This is a genomic window from Candidatus Polarisedimenticolaceae bacterium, assembly GCA_036275915.1.
GTDB lineage: Bacteria > Acidobacteriota > Polarisedimenticolia > Polarisedimenticolales > DASRJG01 > DASRJG01.
Window position 1 is genome coordinate 107,584 of record DASUCV010000001.1, and the last position, 18,787, is coordinate 126,370.

The 18,787-nt window shown below is 69.7% G+C and carries 20 protein-coding genes; 5 read left to right on the plus strand and 15 right to left on the minus strand.

The window, feature by feature from the left end; genetic code table 11:
• Positions 1-15: 15 nt before the first annotated feature.
• From VFV19_00490 to VFV19_00500, 3 genes are read right to left on the minus strand one after another with little or no spacing between them, the layout of a single operon-like run.
• Complete coding sequence (locus VFV19_00490; GenBank protein ID HEX4822769.1) at positions 16-1,167, minus strand: ABC transporter permease; 1,152 nt, start codon at positions 1,165-1,167, stop codon at positions 16-18.
• Positions 1,164-2,441 carry an ABC transporter permease gene (locus VFV19_00495; protein HEX4822770.1) on the minus strand — a complete coding sequence of 426 codons (1,278 nt, stop codon included), beginning with the start codon at positions 2,439-2,441 and terminating at the stop codon, positions 1,164-1,166. Before VFV19_00495 ends, VFV19_00490 begins: the two co-directional genes overlap by 4 nt.
• Positions 2,441-3,370, minus strand: coding sequence for an ABC transporter ATP-binding protein (locus VFV19_00500; protein ID HEX4822771.1), 930 nt, complete (start codon positions 3,368-3,370; stop codon positions 2,441-2,443). The genes VFV19_00495 and VFV19_00500 overlap by 1 nt, the downstream gene beginning before the upstream one ends.
• A 136-nt stretch (positions 3,371-3,506) precedes the next feature.
• On the opposite strand from VFV19_00500, the gene VFV19_00505 reads away from it, so the two are divergent.
• From VFV19_00505 to VFV19_00515, 3 genes are all read left to right on the plus strand, one after another.
• The gene (locus VFV19_00505) at positions 3,507-3,956 is read left to right on the plus strand and encodes a hypothetical protein (protein HEX4822772.1); all 450 of its coding nucleotides are present in this window, start codon (positions 3,507-3,509) and stop codon (positions 3,954-3,956) included.
• Between the two features lie 118 nt (positions 3,957-4,074).
• Positions 4,075-5,007 carry a hypothetical protein gene (locus tag VFV19_00510; protein ID HEX4822773.1) on the plus strand — a complete coding sequence of 311 codons (933 nt, stop codon included), beginning with the start codon at positions 4,075-4,077 and terminating at the stop codon, positions 5,005-5,007.
• Positions 5,008-5,073: 66 nt separating this feature from the next.
• Complete coding sequence (locus tag VFV19_00515) at positions 5,074-5,439, plus strand: hypothetical protein (GenBank protein HEX4822774.1); 366 nt, start codon at positions 5,074-5,076, stop codon at positions 5,437-5,439.
• Here VFV19_00515 and hutI read toward each other — a convergent pair whose 3' ends face one another.
• The 12 genes from hutI to tkt all read right to left on the minus strand — a co-directional run bounded on the left by hutI (position 5,440) and on the right by tkt (position 17,939).
• Positions 5,440-6,720 carry an imidazolonepropionase gene (gene hutI, locus VFV19_00520; GenBank protein ID HEX4822775.1) on the minus strand — a complete coding sequence of 427 codons (1,281 nt, stop codon included), beginning with the start codon at positions 6,718-6,720 and terminating at the stop codon, positions 5,440-5,442. It abuts the gene before it with no gap.
• On the minus strand, positions 6,717-7,229 hold the full coding sequence (locus tag VFV19_00525) for a DivIVA domain-containing protein (GenBank protein ID HEX4822776.1): 513 nt from the start codon (positions 7,227-7,229) through the stop codon (positions 6,717-6,719). The genes hutI and VFV19_00525 overlap by 4 nt, the downstream gene beginning before the upstream one ends.
• Positions 7,230-7,302: 73 nt before the next feature.
• A complete protein-coding gene (locus tag VFV19_00530; GenBank protein ID HEX4822777.1) occupies positions 7,303-7,989 on the minus strand; it encodes a YggS family pyridoxal phosphate-dependent enzyme in 687 nt (228 codons plus the stop codon).
• On the minus strand, positions 7,986-8,441 hold the full coding sequence (locus VFV19_00535) for a ribonuclease HI family protein (GenBank protein HEX4822778.1): 456 nt from the start codon (positions 8,439-8,441) through the stop codon (positions 7,986-7,988). Before VFV19_00535 ends, VFV19_00530 begins: the two co-directional genes overlap by 4 nt.
• On the minus strand, positions 8,425-9,204 hold the full coding sequence (locus VFV19_00540) for a C4-type zinc ribbon domain-containing protein (GenBank protein ID HEX4822779.1): 780 nt from the start codon (positions 9,202-9,204) through the stop codon (positions 8,425-8,427). The genes VFV19_00535 and VFV19_00540 overlap by 17 nt, the downstream gene beginning before the upstream one ends.
• A gap of 181 nt (positions 9,205-9,385) precedes the next feature.
• Positions 9,386-10,669, minus strand: a complete 1,284-nt coding sequence (locus VFV19_00545; protein HEX4822780.1) for a nucleoside recognition domain-containing protein — start codon at positions 10,667-10,669, stop codon at positions 9,386-9,388.
• A gap of 22 nt (positions 10,670-10,691) precedes the next feature.
• Positions 10,692-11,138 carry a hemerythrin domain-containing protein gene (locus tag VFV19_00550; protein HEX4822781.1) on the minus strand — a complete coding sequence of 149 codons (447 nt, stop codon included), beginning with the start codon at positions 11,136-11,138 and terminating at the stop codon, positions 10,692-10,694.
• A gap of 67 nt (positions 11,139-11,205) precedes the next feature.
• A complete protein-coding gene (locus tag VFV19_00555) occupies positions 11,206-12,657 on the minus strand; it encodes a lysophospholipid acyltransferase family protein (protein HEX4822782.1) in 1,452 nt (483 codons plus the stop codon).
• On the minus strand, positions 12,654-13,520 hold the full coding sequence (locus tag VFV19_00560; protein ID HEX4822783.1) for a hypothetical protein: 867 nt from the start codon (positions 13,518-13,520) through the stop codon (positions 12,654-12,656). Before VFV19_00560 ends, VFV19_00555 begins: the two co-directional genes overlap by 4 nt.
• Positions 13,521-13,537: 17 nt before the next feature.
• On the minus strand, positions 13,538-14,893 hold the full coding sequence (locus VFV19_00565) for an MATE family efflux transporter (protein HEX4822784.1): 1,356 nt from the start codon (positions 14,891-14,893) through the stop codon (positions 13,538-13,540).
• A complete protein-coding gene (locus VFV19_00570) occupies positions 14,890-15,936 on the minus strand; it encodes a radical SAM protein (GenBank protein ID HEX4822785.1) in 1,047 nt (348 codons plus the stop codon). The genes VFV19_00565 and VFV19_00570 overlap by 4 nt, the downstream gene beginning before the upstream one ends.
• Positions 15,933-17,939, minus strand: coding sequence for a transketolase (tkt, locus tag VFV19_00575; GenBank protein HEX4822786.1), 2,007 nt, complete (start codon positions 17,937-17,939; stop codon positions 15,933-15,935). Before tkt ends, VFV19_00570 begins: the two co-directional genes overlap by 4 nt.
• Positions 17,940-18,009: 70 nt before the next feature.
• On the opposite strand from tkt, the gene VFV19_00580 reads away from it, so the two are divergent.
• Together VFV19_00580 and VFV19_00585 are read left to right on the plus strand one after the other, a co-directional pair.
• The gene (locus tag VFV19_00580; protein ID HEX4822787.1) at positions 18,010-18,528 is read left to right on the plus strand and encodes a YbhB/YbcL family Raf kinase inhibitor-like protein; all 519 of its coding nucleotides are present in this window, start codon (positions 18,010-18,012) and stop codon (positions 18,526-18,528) included.
• Complete coding sequence (locus VFV19_00585; GenBank protein ID HEX4822788.1) at positions 18,525-18,755, plus strand: (4Fe-4S)-binding protein; 231 nt, start codon at positions 18,525-18,527, stop codon at positions 18,753-18,755. The genes VFV19_00580 and VFV19_00585 overlap by 4 nt, the downstream gene beginning before the upstream one ends.
• Positions 18,756-18,787: the final 32 nt, after the last annotated feature.

The following is an 18,787-nucleotide window of genomic DNA, read 5'->3' on the forward strand; positions in this document are numbered from 1 at the left end:
CAGTCCCGTCGACTGTTAACTGTTGACTGTTAACCCACTCAGCTTCCGCGCAGCGAGCAAGCTGAAGACCACTCCGAAACCCGCGAGTACTGCCACCGGCACGAGCACCGCATCGAGCCCTCGCCCGAAGCTGATGACGGCGTGGAGCCCGTCCATCGCCCACGCCGTCGGAAAGATGTGCGCGGCGGTGCGGAGCCATGACGGCATGATCTCGGCGGGCCACCAGCAGCCGCCGAGCGCCCCCATGACCGTGGCGGCGAGCCATCCGACCGTCGAGGCTTGCTCCGGGTTCGCGAGGATCGCGCCGAGGAACGTCGCGATGCCCGCGACGGCGAAGGCGTAGGCAAAGAGCACGGCCCAGAGCGAGAGCGGCGAGTGCCCGAAGTCGAGCCGGAACAGAAAGCGGCCGGCCGCGACGAGGATCGCGATCTGCGCCATCGCGATGATCCAGCGCCCGAGGACCTTGCCGGCGAAGATCGTCGAGCGGCGGAGCGGCAGCGTCATCTGCCGCCGGAGCACGCCCTCCCGCTTCTCGATCGTGAGATAGACCGCCCCGTAGATGAGCGTCATCATCATGACGGTGAAGGTCATGTTCCCCGGCACGCTCTGCGCGAGGCCGTGGACCGCGACGCCGGTGCCGGCCTCGGCGGTCTCGACGGCGACGATGGGAGGCCGCGCCTTGAGCGCGTCGTACGTGGCGGTGTTCTCCGGGAGCGCGCCGCCGCGGATCTCCGCCGCGCGGGCGAGCGTGCGCACGATCGCGCGCGTCACGACGACCTCCGCGGCGCGCGAGTAGTCGGCGGCGGCGTTCTCCGTCGTTTCGATCTTGAGTTTCTGCTGCTTGCCGGCGAGGGCGTTCACGGTGAACCCTTGAGGGAGCGTCAACCACCGCGCCGCGCTCTTCGCCTCCGGCGCGTCGGCCTGGTCGCCGCGGTAGACCTTCAGCGCAACCTTGGGGCCGGCGAGCTCCTCGAGAAACGCCGAGGCGAGCCATCCGCCGTCGCGGTCGATCACGGCGAGCGAGACGTCGTTCGCTCCCCCGCCGCCGCCCACCCTCGCGAAGATCCAGATCAGGAAGATCGGGAGGATGAGGAGCCAAAAGAAGGCCGCGCGGTCGCGTGCCGTCAGGCGTACGTCGTTCGCGGCGAGGCGGAGGATCGGGCTCATGCCGCGGCACCGTGCCGGGCGATACGCCTGAGCGCGAACGCGCCCGCGGCGAGGAAGACGACCCCCATCGCTGTGAGGACGAGGACCGGCTGCGCGACCCCCGCGAGTGAGGCGTGGTGCTCCAAGAGCTCGCGGTACCCCTTCGTCCCCCAGTAGAGCGGCGTGAACGGCGCGATGGCGCGCACCGACGGCGGCAGCGCCTCCACTTGGAGGAATCCTCCGCCGAGGAACCCCATGACGAGGAAGATCATGTTGCCGAAGGTGGAAGCCTGCCGCTCCGTCTTCGCGAGCCCGTAGATGATCGACGTCGTGCCGGTGACCGCGATGACGAGCGCCGCCGAGAGGGCGACGAAACCCGCGAAGCTGACCGGAACGCTCAGGACGGTGAGACCGACGAGCGCCAAGATCGTGATCGCGACCGAGGCCAGGACGGCGGTATAGACGGCCTTCCCCAGGATGATCGTTTCGGGGCGCACGGGGCCCGCGAGCTGGCGCCTCAGCGTGCCGAGCGTTCGCTCGGTCATGACGTCGCGCATCCCTTGATCGGCGACGAGGAACAGGCCGTAGACCGCCACGCCGGGGAGCACCGTGAGGAAGATGAGCGAAGGAGCGTCGCCGTTCTTCTTCGTCTCGGCGGGCGCCTTCACTTGCGTTCCGCCATTGAAGAGCTCGCTGTCGAGAGTGATCGCGGGCGGGAAGAGGAGCGCGCCGGACGAATCGAGCGCACGCTTCACCGCGAGCGTCACCTGGACGACGTCGGTGTCGGCGGGGCTCGCGTCGCCTCGAATCAAGGGGCGGAGCTGCCCGAGCGGCTTGTCGAGCACGCGGCGCGCACCGTCGAGGAGGTCCGCGAGCGTGCCGGTGACCTGAGTCGCGATCTCCGGGAGGATCCCCTCGGCCGGATTCCTGAGGAGGCTCAGGGTGACGGGCCGTCCGTCCAGGACGTCCTTCGTGAAGTTGGCCGGAATCGTGAGAAAGGCCGACGCCTTCCCCGCCTCCATGAGCTTCTTCCCCTCGGCGGCGCCGACCGTCTTGCCGTCGAAGTATTTCGCCGCCTGCTGCGACGTGAACGCCGAGGCGAGCGCGTTGCCGAGGAAGGCGCCGTCTTCGTTGTCGACGAGCATGCGAACCTTGGGGACCTCGTCGCCGCGGCCGAAGGCGAGCGCGATCAATCCGGAGAAGACGAGCGGGAAGGCGAGCGCCGCCATGAAGCCGAGCGGGGCCCTCGTCTTGCGCTTGAGATCTTTCGCGATGAGGCGGGCGAGGAGCGCCATCAGTCGCGCAGCTCGCGACCGGTCAGGTTCAGGAAGAGGGTGTTGAGGCTCGGGGGCTGGATCGAGATTCCCTCGATCGGGAGCCCCTCGGCGAGGACGCGCCCCAGGAGGTCGACCGCGCCCCGGCCCGAGCCGTCGACGGTGAGGACGAGCTTCCCCGCCTCCGAGGAGGTCACCGAGACTCCCTCGATCGCGTCGAGCCTCGGCATGACGGCGGCGACGTCGAACGTCCCGCGGACCGTGACGACGTCGCGCCCGCCCACGCGGCTCTTGAGCTGGTCCAGGGTGCCCTCGGCGAGGATCTTCCCGTGGTCCATGATCGCGATGCGGTCGCAGAGCGTCTCGACCTCGTCGAGGTAGTGCGTCGTGTAGATGACCGTGGTGCCGGCGGCGGCAACCTGCTTCACGGCCTCGAGAATGTTGAGGCGTGCCTGCGGATCGATGCCGACCGTCGGCTCGTCCATGAGCACCGCGCGCGGACCGTGGACCAGCCCGAGGGCCAGGTTGACGCGCCGCTTCATTCCCCCCGAGTACTGTTTCACCGGGTCCTTGGCGCGCTCCCTCAGGCCGACGAGATCGAGGGCGCGGTCGACCGCGCGCTGAAGGTCCGCGCCGGAGAGCCCGTAGAGCCCGCCCCAGAACGTGAGGTTCTCGCGTGCGCTGAGGTTCTCGTAGAGAGCCGGCTCCTGCGGAACGACGCCGAGCTGCGCCTTGACCTTGAGCGGGTGGGTCGCGAGGTCGACCCCATCGCAGAGGATGCGACCCTCGTCGGGCTCGAGCAGCCCCGAGAGCATCGACATCGTCGTCGTCTTCCCGGCGCCGTTCGGCCCCAGGAGACCGTACAGCTCCCCCTTGGCGACGTCGAACGAGACCCCGTCGACCGCCCGGAGGGCTCCGTAGCTCTTGACCAACCCGACCACGTGGATCATCGGCCCCTCGTCAGAAGGCGCGCATTGTACTTTTCCCGAGGGGAGTTGCCGCGAGAGCCCGACCGCCGTAGGATGACGTTGCCGCCGGAGCCGGACTCCCCGTCCCGGGCTCGCCGGCCCCGTAAGAGGCAATCCCATGGAACGGAAGTACGGCCACAAGGGCTACCAGGAGTCTTCGCGTGAGGACCGCGACCGTCCTCGAACGCCGGCGCCGCGCCCCCTGACCCCCGAAGAGCGCGCGCAGCAACGCTCGCTCCGCCACGCGGTCGCCCGCGAGGCGAACGAGGTGCTCCGCTGTCCGAACTGCGGGCGCGACGTTCCGGCCTCGGGCGCCGTCGGGACCGAATCACGATGCCCGCACTGCGCCGCGAGCCTTCACGCCTGCCGGGCGTGCCGGCATTTCGACACCGGCGCCCGCTGGGAGTGCCGGGCGGCGATCACCGCGCCGGTCACCGAGAAGTCGAAGGCGAACACGTGCACGTTCTTCGAAGCCCGCCTGGTCCTGGACGCCACGGGAAAGCGAACCGGAACCTCCGGGACGTCGAATGATCCCAAGTCGCAGTTCGAGAACCTGTTCAAGCGCTGAGCTCGCGCTCGTCCTGATCGTCGCGGCCTCGCTCGGCTGCGCGCCCGCGACTCGAGTTTCGGAAGCTGTCCCCTCTGTCCCCTCTGTTTCGTCCCCTTTTCTCACGCACCCCTTCGCGATGCAGGCGGCGGCGTCGTACCCGGGCGCGCTCTACCACTGGATCGACTCGCTCGCCGGCACGAGCAACGGCAAGACGATCCCCGTGCACCGGCAGCAGTACGTCGATCTCTACGGGGCGTTCACGCTCGAGGACCAGGCGGCGCTCGAGGCGTTCGTCTCGGCGCGAGCGGAGAATCTCCGCCGGCAGGAGACCGCGGCGGAGCAGGGCGGCCCTCCGGTGAAGTTCTCGAAGCTCCTCGGCGTCTTCTGCATGGCGCCGACGGTCGACGACGCTCTCGCCCAGGTGCGGGGACAGCTCACCCAGGCGTCCTATGACGGCCTCGCTGGCGCCCTGTCGCATTTCGCCCCGAAGTACGCGCGGATCTGGAACGACGGCGCGATCCCGAAGGCGTTCCTCGAGCGCGCACGCGGCGACCGCTCGATCCCCCGCCTCGAGGAGCTGCTCCAGCGCATCGCCGCCTTCTACGACGTCGATCCGAAGTCGGCGCTGCCGCCCCGCCTGGCCCTCGTCCCGGTCCCGCCCGGCGGCGGGACGCACGCCGAGGCGATCGGGACGGTCCTTCTCCTCGAGATCCGGGAGGGCGACACGCTCTCCGACGAGGCCAGCGTCATCGTCCACGAGACGTCGCACTTCTTCTGGGGGCTCATCCCCGACGACCGCCAGAAGCACCTGCTCGAGGTCGCGCGGAAGCTCGACGAGACCCCGCCGAAGGTCGTTCCCTTGCTCGGCGAGGCCGTGCCCACCGCCCTTGGCCAGGGGATCGCCGACAAGATGTTCCGCCCGAGGGGCTGGTCGCTCGGGCACCCCTGGTACCACATCGCCGAGGTCGACCTGCTCGCCAAGCGGATCTTCCCCCTCGTCCAGGTGTCCCTGACGAGCGCTACGACGTTCGACGACCGGTTCGTGGAGCAGGTCTACCAGCGGAAATGACCGCGATTTCCGCGCGGTTGTTCCCTTCCCGGCCGGAACCTATATTCCGGGCCGAGGGACGGGACCATGAACGGACGAAAGAACGAGCGCGGCGAAGGCCGCATCGGCCTCCTGATCGCGGTGGCGCTACTCGGGTCGGGCATCTTCCTCGCCGTGAAGATCATCCCGGTCCGCATCAACGCGTACGAGTTCCGCGACTTCATCCAGGAAGAATGCCGCTTCGCGGCGACGCGGAACCACGACCAGGAGATCTACAACCGGATCTTCGACAAGGCGAAGGAGCTGAGGCTCCCGCTCGACAAGAAGGACCTCACCCTCGAGCGCACGAACCGCGAGATGATCATCACCGCGAAGTACCAGCAGACGATCGATCTCAAGGTCACCCAGTACATCTACAAGTTCGACCACGAGGAGCGCGCGCCGCTCTTCTGATCACGCCCGGGGCAGGATCCGGCCCTCGTCGACCACGACGCGCCCGCTCGCGATGACGGTGCGCACGCGACGGACCCCGAACCGATAGATCAGGTGATAGCGGCCCGGCACCGCGTGGACGACGAGGTCCGCGCGCTTGCCCGGCTCGATCGACCCGGTCTCCCCCGCCTTCCCGAGGGCGGCGGCCGCGTTCAGGGTCGCCGCGGCGATCGCCTCGTCGATCGAGAGCCGGAGCGTGAGACACGCCAGCTCGAGGACCGTTCCCATCGCCTCGCTCGGGCAGGTTCCCGGATTGAAGTCGGTCGCCACGGCGACCGGAACGCCTGCCTCGATGAGCCGCCGTACCGGCGGCTTGGCTTCCTGCATGAGGAAAAAGCGCGCGCCGGGGAGGAGAACCGCGACCGTCCCCGCACGTGCCAATGCAGCGACCCCGGCCTCCGAAACGTACTCGAGATGGTCGGCCGACGCGGCCCCCAGCTCCGCCGCGAGCTGCGCCGCGCCGTCGTCGGCGAGCTGATCGGCGTGAACGCGCACGCCGAGCCCGGCCTCCCGCGCGGCGCCCAAGATCCGGCGGGCCTCGCCGATCGAGAAGGCACGCGCGTCGACGAACGCGTCGGCGTAGGCGGCGAGCCCTCGCTTCGCCACCTCGGGCAGCATCTCGCGCACGACCGCGTCGATGTAGCGGGCCCGGTCGCCCCGGTGCTCGAGCGGCACCGTGTGCGCGCCGAGGAAGGTCGGCACGACGTCGACCGGGTGTCCCTGCGCGCCGCCCTGGATCGCCTCGAGCTGCTTGATCTCCGCCTCGAACGAGAGGCCGTAGCCGCTCTTCGCCTCGACCAGGGTCGTCCCCAGCTCGAGCATCGCGTCGAGGCGCGCGCGGACGAGCGACGTCAGATCGCCGAGGGAGGCGGCCCGCGTCGCGGCAACGGTCTTGAGGATGCCGCCGCCCCGCGCCGCGATCTCCTCGTAGGTCGCCCCAGAGAGGCGCTCGTTGAACTCGGACTCGCGCCAACCGGCGAACGGCAGATGCGTATGGGCGTCGACGAAGCCGGGCAGGACCGTTCCGCCGCGGGCATCGACGGTGCGCGCGGCCGGCGAAAGCTTCACCGCCTGTCGGAATTCCCGCTCGGGGCCGGCGAAGACGATCCGGCCGTCGCGGCAAGCGACCGCTGCGTCGCGAACCGTCCGGATGCGGCCGAGGTCCGGACCGATCCGTGCGGAATTTCCTTCGGGGGTGGCGAGCTCGGAGATGCCGACGACGGCGAGGTCGGCCTCGATCATCCGACGTCGGTCGTCGAGCGGCGCCTCAGGAAACGAAGATTGTCGCCGTCGGCCTTCTCCTGCCGGCGCAAGTCGAGGAGGGAAAGATGCTCCTCGATCGAGGCGCGGAGACGATTCTCGAAGGCGTCCTTCTCGAGCCGCACGCGGCCGATCTCGTTCTCGAGAGCCTGGAGCTGATCCTGGGCCTGCTCGAGCAGCCGCTCGGCCTTGACGCGCGCCTCGCGGACGAGGAGCTCGGCCTCCTGCTTGGAGCGATCGCGCAGGTCGGTCGACATGCGCTGGGCGGTGACGAGCGTCTCCTGGAGCGTGCGCTCCCGATCCTGGAACTCGTCGAGCCGCTGCCGTACGCTTCCGTTCTCCTCGCGCAGCGTCGCGTTCTCGAAGTTCAGACGCTCGATCTCTTCGGCCACAGCTTTGAGGAATAGCTGGACTTCGTCCGGATCGAACCCGCGCATCTTGCGCGTGAAGTCCTGCTTCTCGATGTCCATCGCCGTCAGGCGCGTGCTCATCCCACTCCTCCGTCGCGGCGAAACATAGTCGCGCGCTCGAAGGGTTGCAAGAACAACGGGATAGGAAGCCTTCTTACGCGGGCCGACCGCCGAAGATGGCGCGGCCGACGCGTACCAGCGTCGCGCCTTCTTCGACCGCCACCTCGAAGTCGTCGGTCATCCCCATCGAGAGGTCGGGGAGCGGCCGCCCGATCCTCTCGCGCGCGCGGTCGCGGAGCGAAGCGAGGCGCCGGAACCACGGCCGCGACGCCTCGGGATCCTCGACGGGCGGAGGGATCGTCATGAGGCCGCGGACGTCGAGATGCGCGAGCGACGCGGCAGCGTCCAGGACCGGCCACACCGCGTCCTCGCCGGCGCCGTGCTTGGTCGCCTCGCCGGCAAGGTTGACCTGGACGAGCACCGGCTGGACGAGCCCGCGCTCGGCGGCGCGCCGGTCGAGCTCGCCGGCGAGCGCGGCGTCGTCGACGCCGTGGATCAGCTCGAACGTGCCGGCCGCGTGCCGCGCCTTGTTCTTCTGAAGGTGGCCGACGAGGTGCCAGCGCGCGCCGCTCCCCACGCGGGCGATCTTGTCGACCGCCTCCTGCACGCGGTTCTCGCCAAAGAGCGTCTGGCCGGCCGCGAGCGCCTCGGCGACCGTTTCCGCGGGGACGGTCTTCGAGACGGCGACGAGCGTCACCCCGGACGGGTCGCGGCCCGACCGCGCGCACGCGGCGGCGATCCGGTAGCGGACCTCCTGGAGGCGGCGGGCGAGCGGACTCAGTCCTCGAACCTCTCGTGGAGCCTGACGGGGGCCGTGCCGTCGCCCGAGGCGACCATGTTCAGCGCGCGGTTGACGAGCTTGTCCGCGGCCTTGTTCTTTTCCCGCGGGACGTGACGGATCCGGAAGTTGGGAAACCGGCCGATGCGGCGCATCGCCTCGGCATGGAGAGGAACGAGGTCCGGGTGGCGGACCTTGTACTCGCCGCGCACCTGCTTGACGACGAGCTCCGAGTCGGCGAGCAGCTCGACCTCGGTGGCGCCGCGCTCCGCGGCGAGGCCCAAGGCCTCGACCAGCGCGGTGTACTCGGCGACGTTGTTCGTCGCGCGGCCGATCGCGCCGGCGAACCCTTCGACGGGCTTGTCGTCGGCGTCGAGCACGACGACCCCCCAGGCCGCTGGGCCGGGATTCCCGCGCGAGCCGCCGTCGATCCCCGCCCTAAGCCGCTCCGCCATTCAACGCCTCCATCGCGGGCGACGGGGTGGACGGAGACGTGCCGTTCATCGCGGCCTCGGAGTAGAGGTAGCGGCGGCAGTTGCCGCAGATGTGGAGCTTCGTGGCCTGCTTGATCTCCTGGTAGACCTGCGGCCTGAGGCGCACGTGGCAGGCGGAGCACGATTCGTGCTCGGCTTTGACGAGGAAGAGCCCCTTGCGTCCTTCCTCGACCCGGCGGACGTTCGCGACGAGAGCCGGCGGCAGCGCGGCCTCGAGCTCGAGGCGCTCGGCGGTGGCGCGCTCGATCTGCGCGTGCGCTTCCTTGACCGCCGCCTCGACCGTCGCATGCTCACCCTGGACGATCGCGCGCTCGGACTCGATGTGCTCGGAGCGGGCGGCGAGGTCCGTCTTGAGGGCGTCGACCTCGTCCATGCTCTTGAGGATGGCGTCCTCGTGCTCGCCGATCTTCGCCTTGACCGCGTCGATCTCCTTGAGAGCCGCGGCGTACTCGCGCTGGTTCTTCACCTGCATGAGCGAGTCCTGATAGTGCTGGCGCGACTCCTCGAGGGTGGCGAGCTCGGCCTGGCGGGCCTGCCGGTCGGCCTCGATGGCGTCGTAGCGCTCCTTGGTCGCCACGTATTCGGCGTTACGCTCGCGGAACCGGGCCTCGGCTTCTTCGATGCGGGCCGGGGCCCCGTCGACGACCGCGCGGGCCGCCTGGATCTCGAGGGCGAGCCGCTGGATCTTGAGCAAGCTCGAGAGCTGATTCCTCGCTTCCGACATGGCGTCCCCTCCGTCGAAAAACGCCCTAATACACGAAGGGCGCTCGTGAACCGAGCGCCCTCATGCGGTCTTGGCCCTGTGACCCGCCCCACGCTTTGGAGGCAGGCCCGGTGCAAGGCGATCCATGGGTTGAAATCTCTTCATCGCAACGGCCGACGTTAGCACCGTCGCCCTCGGATCGTCAACCATGCCACACCAGGCGGCAGATGAAGACCGCGGCCGCGATGCCGGCGGCGTCGGTCAGAAGCCCGGCCAAGACCGCATGCCGGGTCTTCTTGATCCCCACCGCCCCGAAGTAGACGGACAGGATGTAGAACGTCGTGTCGGTGCTCCCCTGCATCGTGCTCGCGAGGATGCCGAGATAGGAGTCGGGACCGTGCGTCGTCACGATCTCGCTCATGACCCCGTAGGCACCGGACCCCGAGAGCGGGCGAAGGACGGCGAGCGGCACCGCCTCGGCCGGGAGGCCCAGCGGTGACGTCAACGGCGACAGCACCTGCACGACGACGTCGAGGCACCCCGACGCGCGGAACATCCCCACCGCAACGACGATCGCCAGGAGATACGGGATGATCCTGAGCGCGACCTGGAACCCCTCCTTCGCCCCCTCGAGGAACACCTCGTAGACCTTGACCCCGCGCGCCCACCCGAAGAGCACGATGAGCGCGACGAGGAGCGGCAGCGTCCAGTACGACATGATCGTGCGCGCGAGTTCTCCCGCGGGCATCGTCGATGCGGCTCGGATGAGAACCCCGATGAGGATGACGATGTAACCGCCCGCGATCCAAGGGATGAAACGCGAGACCGCCGGTCTCGTCTGAGGCGGCGCGTCGACGGCCTCAGAGGAAACCATGGACGGAGGCATCACTCCGGGATCGGTCGCCTTGAACCACGGGAGCCGGGACAGCAGGATCGCCGAAGCGATTCCGACGATCGTGGCGCACCCCGATGCAAACCACGTCGCGGCGAGGATCGAACCGGGGGCCTTCGAGCCCGCCGACGCCCGGAGCGCCAGCACCGTCGTCGGCAAGATCGCGAACCCCGCCGTATTGATCGAGAGGAAGGTCACCATCGCGTTCGTGGCGACCCCTTTCCGGGGGTTGAGGGTGTCGAGCTCCTGCATCGCGCGGATCCCGAACGGCGTCGCCGCGCTGCCGAGGCCGAGGATGTTGCTCGCGATGCTGAGAAGCATCGCGCTCATCGCGGGATGATCGGCGGGAACTCCGCGGAAGAGCCGACGCATCACAGGCGCGGCGGCGCGCGCGAGGAGGCGCAAGGCGCCGCCGTCCTGCACGACCCGCATCAGCCCGAGGAAGAACGAGAGAGCACCGATGAGACCGAGCGCGAGCTGAACCGAGCGGCCGGCGTCATCGAGGATGCCGGTGGAGAGCGCTTCCATGCGGCCGCTTGCTGCCGCGGCGAGGACGGAGACGAGGACCAGCAGCACGAACGCGGCGTTGAGCACGCCGCGATGATAAGGCTAAGGGCTATTGACTTTGTTTCAGCGCCCGCCGCACGAGCGCGTCTTCCTCTTGCTCGTGCTCGCGGATCATGCCGATGAGGCGCGACAGCTCGGTGCGGAGCGTCGCGGTCTCGGCGGCGTCGGCGCGGCGCGCGAGGCCGCGGACCCGCTCGATCGCCTCGAGCATCCGGGCGTGCTGGGCGCGGATGCGCTTGACGTCGCTCTCGGCCTGGGGCAGCGCCTCTTGAACGCCCTGGAGCAGACCGCCGTCTTCTTCGGTGGCGAAGTGCTCCTCGAGCCGCTCCTTGAAGCTGTCGATGCGGACCGCGATCGTCCGCACGACCTCGGGATCGGCCGGTGCTGCGCCCAAGGTTTCGACGGCGCGCTCGAGCTGATCCAGGTGGAAATGGATGTGACCGTGCTCGTCGAGCGATTCCGACGAGAGCTTGGAAAATGTCTGCGGACCGGTCATCGCAGCGCTCCTTCACGCCCCGCGCGGCGCACTCGCACTGTCAAGTTTGACGCAGCGGGGCGTTTCGTCAAGTCGTCGACGAGGAGACCGCCTTCACCGCGAGGCGGCGGGCGATCGTCTCGACCTGCTCTGCGGCGCTCGCGGCATCGAGATCGGCGGCCTGGATCTCGACGATCTCGACCCGCCGCTTGCGGAGGACCGACGCGACCTGGCGGTAGGCCTCTTGCAGGCGCCCCAGAAAGGCTTCGTTCTGCCAGGGCTCGAGCGCGCGCCCCCTCATGCGCAGGCGCTCCATCGCCGAGGCCGGGTCCCGCTCGACGAGGACGAGAACGTCGGGGATCGGCGGGTGCGCGAGGTCGAAGACGTTGAGGAGCCACACCTCCGGCGCCTTGCGGATGAAGCGGAGCCATTGAGTCACCGGGATGCGCCTCTGGCCCGAGAGCTGGAGGAGGATCTCCTGGAGGCCGCGCTCGTCGAACTGACCGCTGTAGAAGTCGGCCTCCGCCCAGGCGAGGAGATCGACGAGCGGGCTCCCGAGGCTGACGACGAAGCGCGCGGTGCGGCCGTCGGCGAGCGCCTCGTCGACACGGGCGCGCTCGATCATCTCGGCGAACTTGTTGCCGCGGTAGAGACCACCGGTGCGGAACGCCCAAGCGAGCGCCTTCGGCCACGTGCGGCTTCGCGCGGTCGCGATACCTTCGGAGGCGCGGACGGCGCCGCCTTCCGCCTCGACGAGCGACTCGGCGATGCCAATCGCGCGGCCGCTCTCGCCGAGCCGAGCGGTGAGCGTCTCGAAGAGCGGGCGACCGTCCTCGCCGTCGATCCCGCAGCAGGCGACGCGGATCGGCGGTAACGGGCGCGGTCCGGGGACCGGCGGCGGCGGAGGCGCGAGCGAGAGCACATCGGCGCGGAGCGCCTCGGCGATATCGCGGGCGTCGAGCAGGTGCGAGTAGGTGCGCGGTTTCCCGATCACGACGTCGATGCCGAGCGGGAGCGGCACCGCCTCGCCGCGCGGCAGGCTGCGCTCCGCGCCCGAGAGGAACACCGGGACGACGAGGACACCCGGCACGCTCTTGACGATCTTTCCGATCCCCGGCCGGAACGCCGCAACGACTCCCGGCTCGCCGCGGCTCCCCTCGGGGAAGAAGATGAGCGACTCGCCTTCCTGCAGCGCATCGATCATCGGCGAGAGCACGTCGCGCCCGGGGGCCGCCGTCCGCTCGATCGCCATCGCGTTCATCCCGACCATCGCCGCGCCGCGCCGGATCGCGTTCTGGCCGAAGTAGTCGGCCGCCGCGACCGGGTGCACATGAGGGAGGCGGCGGAGCGGGAAGATCGACATGAGGACGGCGGCGTCGATGTGGGAGTTGTGGTTCGCGACGACGATGCACGGCCCCTCGGGGACATGGTGCAGGCGGCGGTACCGCGCCCCCCAGAACCACTTGAGCATCGGGCGGATGAAGCCGAGCTGGAATGCGTACATTCCCGCGAGGCGGAGCACACGGGCGAGCCGGTTCACGACGTGATCGTTCTGACGTAATGATAGAACGCCGGGGCGGCGTAGATGAGCGGGAGCGTCCTGTCGAGGAATGCCGCGCGGCCCAGGAGCGCGTCGCCGGGCGACCGGTCGAGGTCCTGCGCGACCGCGTCGCAGACGAGCGATCCGGCGGCGGTGCCGAGCGCCGCGAGGCAGCCGGCCCCGGCGCCGTGGATCCCGATGATCCCGGCGTCCGCCGCGAGGAGGTAACCCGCCGCTGCGGCGATCGCGGCGCTCACGATCAGGCCGAGGAGCGGCCTCACACGCTCGGCTCCGGGCCTCATGCGGCCGACGAGGCGCTGCGTGAGATCGGCGGGGAGCGCAACGATCGCGAACAGCTCGAGGCAGCCGCGCGGAAGCTGCGTCATGAGGCCAAGATGCGCCGCGCAGAAGACGAAGACGAACTCGCCGAGGAGCACGCGCCCGAGCGAGTCGAGGAGGCCCGGCTGCCGCGGCGAGATCGAGAGGAGGACGGGAATCAAGAGGAAGAGGCCGACGACGGTGGCACCGGAGAGGAGCGTGAATGATCCGGCCCACGCGGGCCACAGCGCGAGCGGCACCGAGGCGTACGTCAGGAAGATCGCCCACCGATCCTGCGGCCGGAGCGGCGTCAGGAAGTAGTACTGCTTGAGTGCGACGAACATCACGATGCCGAGGAGCGGGAACGAGATCGCCGGCATGGCGCGGGAGAGAGCGACGACGAGGACGGAAAACTGCGTCCACGCCCAGAGCCACCCGGTCAGACCGCGGAACCGTCCGCCCCGGCGGCCCAGGACGATCGCGACCGGGGCGAGCAGCACGAGCATCGCGGCCAGGACGAGATCGAGCCTCGGAATCGCGGACATCCCCCCTCCGCCGTCCATTATGCGTTCTGCAGGGTTTCCCGGGCGTGGACGAGCGCGCGCCGCGTCCACGAGAGGAAGATGATCGAGCTGACCGCCGTGGCAGCGCCGAGGCCGACGACGAGCCCCATGACCGGCGAAAGCCCGAGCCCGGGAGCCAGCGTCCGGCCCGCCCAGGCCGCCGGCGCCGCCAGGAGCAGATACCGCAGCAACGACATCGCCAGGCCGGGACGTCCCCGGCCCATCCCCTCGAAGACGGGGCGGCACAGGAAGAACGGCATCGCGACGAGCGCAATGAGCGGGATGAGCCTGAGCGCCGGGACGAGGTAGGACACGGTGACCGGCGAGGTGGTGAGGTGGTGAGCGAGCGGAGGAGCCGTGAGCCACACGATCGGTGCCGTGATCACGACGTAGATCGCGCCGGCGAGGTGAGCTTGCTTGAGGCCGCTTGTGACGCCGGCCACGTCCCTCTCGCCGAAGCGCCGTCCGGCGAACGGCAGCATCGCCACCGACGCCGCGATCGCGGGCGTGACGATGAACTGGAAGACCCGGTAGTAGATCGCGTACGCGGCGAGCGCTTCCTTCCCGTGCTCGGTCGTCTTGAGCAGCCAGTTGACGACGCCGGTTTCCGAGGCCATGAGCAGGTAGGCCATCGCCGAGGGAAGGGCGAGCGCGAAGAGCGAGCGGTAAGGGCTGGGGTCTTCCCCGGGGACCTCCGGCTCGTGGCGCGCTTTCCGCTCCGCCTCGTGGCGCGCCGCCTTGCGAAGCGCGTAGACGAGGCCGCCGAAGCGGCCCACGACAGTGGAGAACGCGATCCCGAAGATGCCCCAATGGAACCAGAACGTGAAGATCGTGTTGAGCGCGACGTTGATGACGTTCGACCAGATGCCCGCCCACATCGTGGCCTTCGTGTCGCCGTGCGCCTTGACGATCGAGTCGGGGATTACCGACCAGAAGAGCGTGAATCCGCTGCCGGCGACAAGGACGGAGCCGTAAATCGCAAACTCGTGGGCGACCTCGGGGCCCGGCGACAGCCGCCCGGCGAAGACCCAGCACCCCGCGCCGATCAGGCAGAAGACCGGTATGCACACGAGGACGAGCGTCCACGTCTTGCTCAGGTACTGCCGGAGCTTCGTCTCCTGGTGAGCGCCCATCGCGCGGGAGAAGTTCGACGTGAGCCCGGTGGAGAGGCCGACCCACACCGCGATCATGATCAGCTCGAACGGGAACGACAGACCGATCGCCGCGACGGCGGCGTCGGAATTCGGCAGGCGCGACGCGTAATACGTGTCGACGAACGTGAAGAGCACCCTCATCCAGAACGACACGATGAGCGGCGCCGTCATCTCGAGAAGGCCGGGGGCCCGCTTCGTCATGCGGGACGGCCGCCCTGCGCCGTCGAGGCGAGCATGCCGCACGCGGCGTGGATGTCGGGGCCGCCGGAGTATCGCCGCACGAAGGCGATGCCGCGCGCGCGGAGAGCCTCGAAGAACCGCCCGCGCTCGACGTCGTCCGGGGGCGTGAACCGCCCCGACGGATCGTTCACGTCGATCGCGTGGAGACGGACGGGCCGGCCTTCGAACGCGCGGACGATCGCGTCGGCCTCATCGTCGCCGGTGTTGACGCCGGCCATCAGCACCCAGCCGAGGTGGACCGGGCCGCCGCGGAGGTCCGCGAGACGTCCCATCGCCCGCGCGAGCTCGGCGACCGGCCACGTCGCCGCGATCGGCACGAGGGAACGCCGCTTCGCGTCGATCGCGGAGGTGAGGGACAGGATGAGCCGGTAGACGTGTCCATCGTCGGCGAACCGCTCGATCGCGGGAACGAGCCCGACCGTCGAGATCGTGATCGACTCGCCGCGGATGCGCAGGCCGTTCGGATCCCGCATCACGGCCGCCGCCTGCATGACCGCGTCGTAGTTCTGGAGCGGCTCCCCCTGCCCCTGGAAGACGACGCCGGTGACCGGACGATCGGCCGGCGCCTCTCGCTTCACGGCGACGACCTGCTCGACGATCTCCCACGCTTCGAGCGAGCGGGTCAGGCCGAGGCGGCCGGTCTCGCAGAACGCGCAGCCGAGCCCGCATCCGGCCTGCGACGACACGCAGACGGAGAAGCGCGGCTTCTCGAGCGGGATCCGCACGGTCTCGACGAGCGCACCGTCGCCGGCGCGGAACAGATACTTGACGAACGGATCGACCGCGCTCGCGCGCCGGTCGACGACGGTGAGACCGTCGAGGCGCGCCTCCGCGGCGAGCGCACGCGCCGACGCCTTCGGAAGGCCGCGGATCCCGTCGAGGTCCGAGCGCCCTTGGCCGGTGACGCGCTCGATGATCCGCCGCGCGAGGGTCTCGTCGATGACGAGATCGGGCCGGGCCGAGAGCAGCGACGCGGGGGTGTGCCCGCGCAGATGCAAGCTCAACGCGTCCCCAGCCACGTCGCGATCTTGTCGGTCACCGCCGGAACGGTGAATCCGAACTTCTCCCCGTTGACCGCCGCCGGCGCCGAGGCGCCGTAACGATCGATCCCGATCCGAAGTCCCTTCGGACCGGTGAGGCCGAGCCAGGGATCGGTGCGTCCGGCCTCGATCGTTGCGACGGGAAGCCCTTCGGGGAACAGCTCGCTCCGGTAGCGCGCGTCCTGCTCGTGGAAGATCTCGACGCACGGCAGCGAGACGACGTTGAGTCGCATCCCCCGCTTCGCGAGCGCCTCGCGCGCCCCCATCGCGAGATGGAGCTCGGATCCGGTCGCGGCGACCACGGCGTGCGGGTTGCCGTCGCCGGCGACGAGGTAGCCGCCGCGGCGGAAGTCGGCTTCGCCGAGCCCGGCGCGCCGCGCGATCTTGGGAAGCTTCTGACGCGATAGAAGGATGACGCTCGGACCGTCCTGGCGCTCGAGCGCCATCCCCCAGGCGAGGGCCGTCTCGAGGCCGTCCGCCGGGCGCCACACGTGGAGGAACGGGATGAGCCGGAGCGACGAGACGTGCTCGATCGGCTCGTGCGTCGGCCCGTCCTCGCCGACGAAGATCGAGTCGTGCGTGAAGACATGGATCGCGGGGATGCGCGAGAGGGCGGCGAGCCGGAAGACCGGCCTCATGTAATCGGAGAAGACGAGGAACGTCGCACCGAACGGCCGGAACGCGCCGTGGTAGAGGATCCCGTTGACGATCGCTCCCATCGCGTGCTCGCGGATGCCGAAGTGGAAGTTGCGGCCCTCGAAATGTCCCGGCCCCACCGATTCCGCATCTTTGATGAGCGTCAGCGTCGACGGCGCCAGGTCCGCCGATCCTCCGATGAGCGCGGGAACGATCGCCGCCGCCTGCTGGATGACCGCCCGCCCGTGCTCACGGGTCGCGGCGTCGCCGTCGGGCGCCGAGGCGAGGAGCTGCGCGACGACGTCGGCCGGCACCGTCCGCTCCCACACCGCCTTCCAGTCGGCCGCTTGAACCGGACGGCTCTCGGCCCACTCGTCGAACCTGGCTTCCCACCCGGTGCGGAGGGCGGCGCCTTCCTGCGCGCGCGCACGGAAGAACTCGCGCACCTCGTCGGGCACGAGGAACGCGGGCTCGAGGGGCCAGCCGAGATTCTCCTTCGCCGCCTTCACCTCTTCGGCGCCGAGCGGCGACCCGTGCGCTTCGGCGGAGTCTTGCTTCCGCGGCGCGCCGTAGGCGATGTGGGTGCGGCACGCGATGAACGACGGCCGCGCTCGCTCCGCGATCGCCGCGTCGATCGCCTTCGCGATCGCGCCGTGATCGTGCCCGTCGATCTTCTGGACGTGCCAGCCGTACGCCGCGTAGCGCGCGGGCACGTCCTCCGAGAACGAGAGCGCGGTCTTCCCCTCGATCGAGATCCCGTTGTCGTCGTAGAGCACGATCAGGTTCCCGAGGCCGAGGTGCCCGGCGAGCGAGGACGCCTCGCCCGAGATCCCCTCCATCATGTCGCCGTCGCTCGCGAGCACGAAGATCCGGTGCGCCACCGGCTGGAAGGTCGCGTCGTTGAAGCGCGTCGCGGCCATCTTTCCGGCGAGCGCCATGCCGACGGCGTTCGAGATCCCCTGGCCGAGCGGCCCCGTCGTCGCCTCGACGCCGACGGTGTGGCCGAACTCGGGGTGGCCCGGAGTCTTGCTCCCCCACTGCCGGAACTGCTGCAGCTCGCTCATCGGCAGGTCGTAACCTGCGAGATGGAGGAGCCCGTAGAGCAGCATGCAGCCGTGGCCCGCCGAGAGCACGAAGCGGTCGCGGTCGGGCCAGTCGGGGGCGGTGGGGTCGTAGCGGAGGAACCGGCTCCAGAGGACGAAGGCGACGTCCGCCGCCCCCATCGGCAACCCGGGGTGGCCGGACTTCGCCTTCTCGACCGCATCGACCGCGAGGAAGCGGATCGTGTTGGCGGCGGTGCGCGAAAGCTGGGCGTCGGGTGCGCGCGACATGTCGGCCTCCTCGCCGAGTTGGGTTCAGAATGGGATGCGAGCGCGCATTATAGTGACGCCGGAGGATTCGATGCTCCGCCTCCTCGCCCTCTTGGCCCTGTTCCTGGCCGGCCCCAAGGAGGTCGCTTCCATGACGCTGACCTCGCCCGCATTTCAAGAGAATGGGTCCATTCCGTCGCGCCACACCTGCGACGGCGACGACGTCTCGCCGGCGCTCCAGTGGGGCGGAGTCCCTGCGGGGACGAAGAGCCTGGCGCTCGTCGTCGCCGACCCCGACGCCCCCGATCCGAAGGCGCCGAAGATGACCTGGGTGCACTGGGTGCTCTACGACCTGCCGGCCGACGCCCAGGGTCTTCCCGAGGGCGGGAAGCTCCCCGACGGCACGCGCGAAGGAAACAACGACTGGAACAAGCCCGGCTGGCGCGGCCCGTGCCCTCCGGTCGGCCGGCATCGCTACGTCCACACCCTCTACGCGCTCGACATCGTCCTCCCCGATCTCGGTCATCCGACACGTGCGAAGCTCCTCACGGCGATGGAGGGGCACGTGGTGGGCACCGCGAAGCTCATCGGGACCTACCAGCATCCATGAAGCGGCGTCAGAGCTACTCCGCGCCCGGCATCACGGTGACGTTCGATCCCGACGTCTGCAAGCACTCCGGCGTCTGCCTTCGCACCCTCCCCGCGGTGTTCGACATCCGGCGGCAGCACTGGGTCCGGCCGGAGTCGGCGAGCGTCGACGAGGTGGCCGCCGCTATCGAACGATGCCCTTCGGGAGCGCTTCGCTACGTCCGCGACAAGGATCCGGCCGGCGCATGACCGCTGCCGTCCGCGCCTTTGACCTTTACCAC

Excerpts from the sequence above, each read along its gene's own strand:
- VFV19_00560 (HEX4822783.1), bottom strand. The coding sequence starts at position 13,520 with ATGTCCGCGATTCCGAGGCTCGATCTCGTCCTGGCCGCGATGCTCGTG.
- VFV19_00500 (HEX4822771.1), bottom strand. The coding sequence starts at position 3,370 with ATGATCCACGTGGTCGGGTTGGTCAAGAGCTACGGAGCCCTCCGGGCG.
- VFV19_00525 (HEX4822776.1), bottom strand. The coding sequence starts at position 7,229 with ATGAGCACGCGCCTGACGGCGATGGACATCGAGAAGCAGGACTTCACG.
- VFV19_00550 (HEX4822781.1), bottom strand. The coding sequence starts at position 11,138 with ATGACCGGTCCGCAGACATTTTCCAAGCTCTCGTCGGAATCGCTCGAC.
- VFV19_00585 (HEX4822788.1), top strand. The coding sequence starts at position 18,525 with ATGAAGCGGCGTCAGAGCTACTCCGCGCCCGGCATCACGGTGACGTTC.
- VFV19_00535 (HEX4822778.1), bottom strand. The coding sequence starts at position 8,441 with ATGGCGGAGCGGCTTAGGGCGGGGATCGACGGCGGCTCGCGCGGGAAT.
- VFV19_00540 (HEX4822779.1), bottom strand. The coding sequence starts at position 9,204 with ATGTCGGAAGCGAGGAATCAGCTCTCGAGCTTGCTCAAGATCCAGCGG.
- VFV19_00580 (HEX4822787.1), top strand. The coding sequence starts at position 18,010 with ATGCTCCGCCTCCTCGCCCTCTTGGCCCTGTTCCTGGCCGGCCCCAAG.
- VFV19_00490 (HEX4822769.1), bottom strand. The coding sequence starts at position 1,167 with ATGAGCCCGATCCTCCGCCTCGCCGCGAACGACGTACGCCTGACGGCA.
- VFV19_00495 (HEX4822770.1), bottom strand. The coding sequence starts at position 2,441 with ATGGCGCTCCTCGCCCGCCTCATCGCGAAAGATCTCAAGCGCAAGACG.
- hutI (HEX4822775.1), bottom strand. The coding sequence starts at position 6,720 with ATGATCGAGGCCGACCTCGCCGTCGTCGGCATCTCCGAGCTCGCCACC.
- tkt (HEX4822786.1), bottom strand. The coding sequence starts at position 17,939 with ATGTCGCGCGCACCCGACGCCCAGCTTTCGCGCACCGCCGCCAACACG.
- VFV19_00565 (HEX4822784.1), bottom strand. The coding sequence starts at position 14,893 with ATGACGAAGCGGGCCCCCGGCCTTCTCGAGATGACGGCGCCGCTCATC.
- VFV19_00510 (HEX4822773.1), top strand. The coding sequence starts at position 4,075 with ATGCAGGCGGCGGCGTCGTACCCGGGCGCGCTCTACCACTGGATCGAC.
- VFV19_00515 (HEX4822774.1), top strand. The coding sequence starts at position 5,074 with ATGAACGGACGAAAGAACGAGCGCGGCGAAGGCCGCATCGGCCTCCTG.
- VFV19_00505 (HEX4822772.1), top strand. The coding sequence starts at position 3,507 with ATGGAACGGAAGTACGGCCACAAGGGCTACCAGGAGTCTTCGCGTGAG.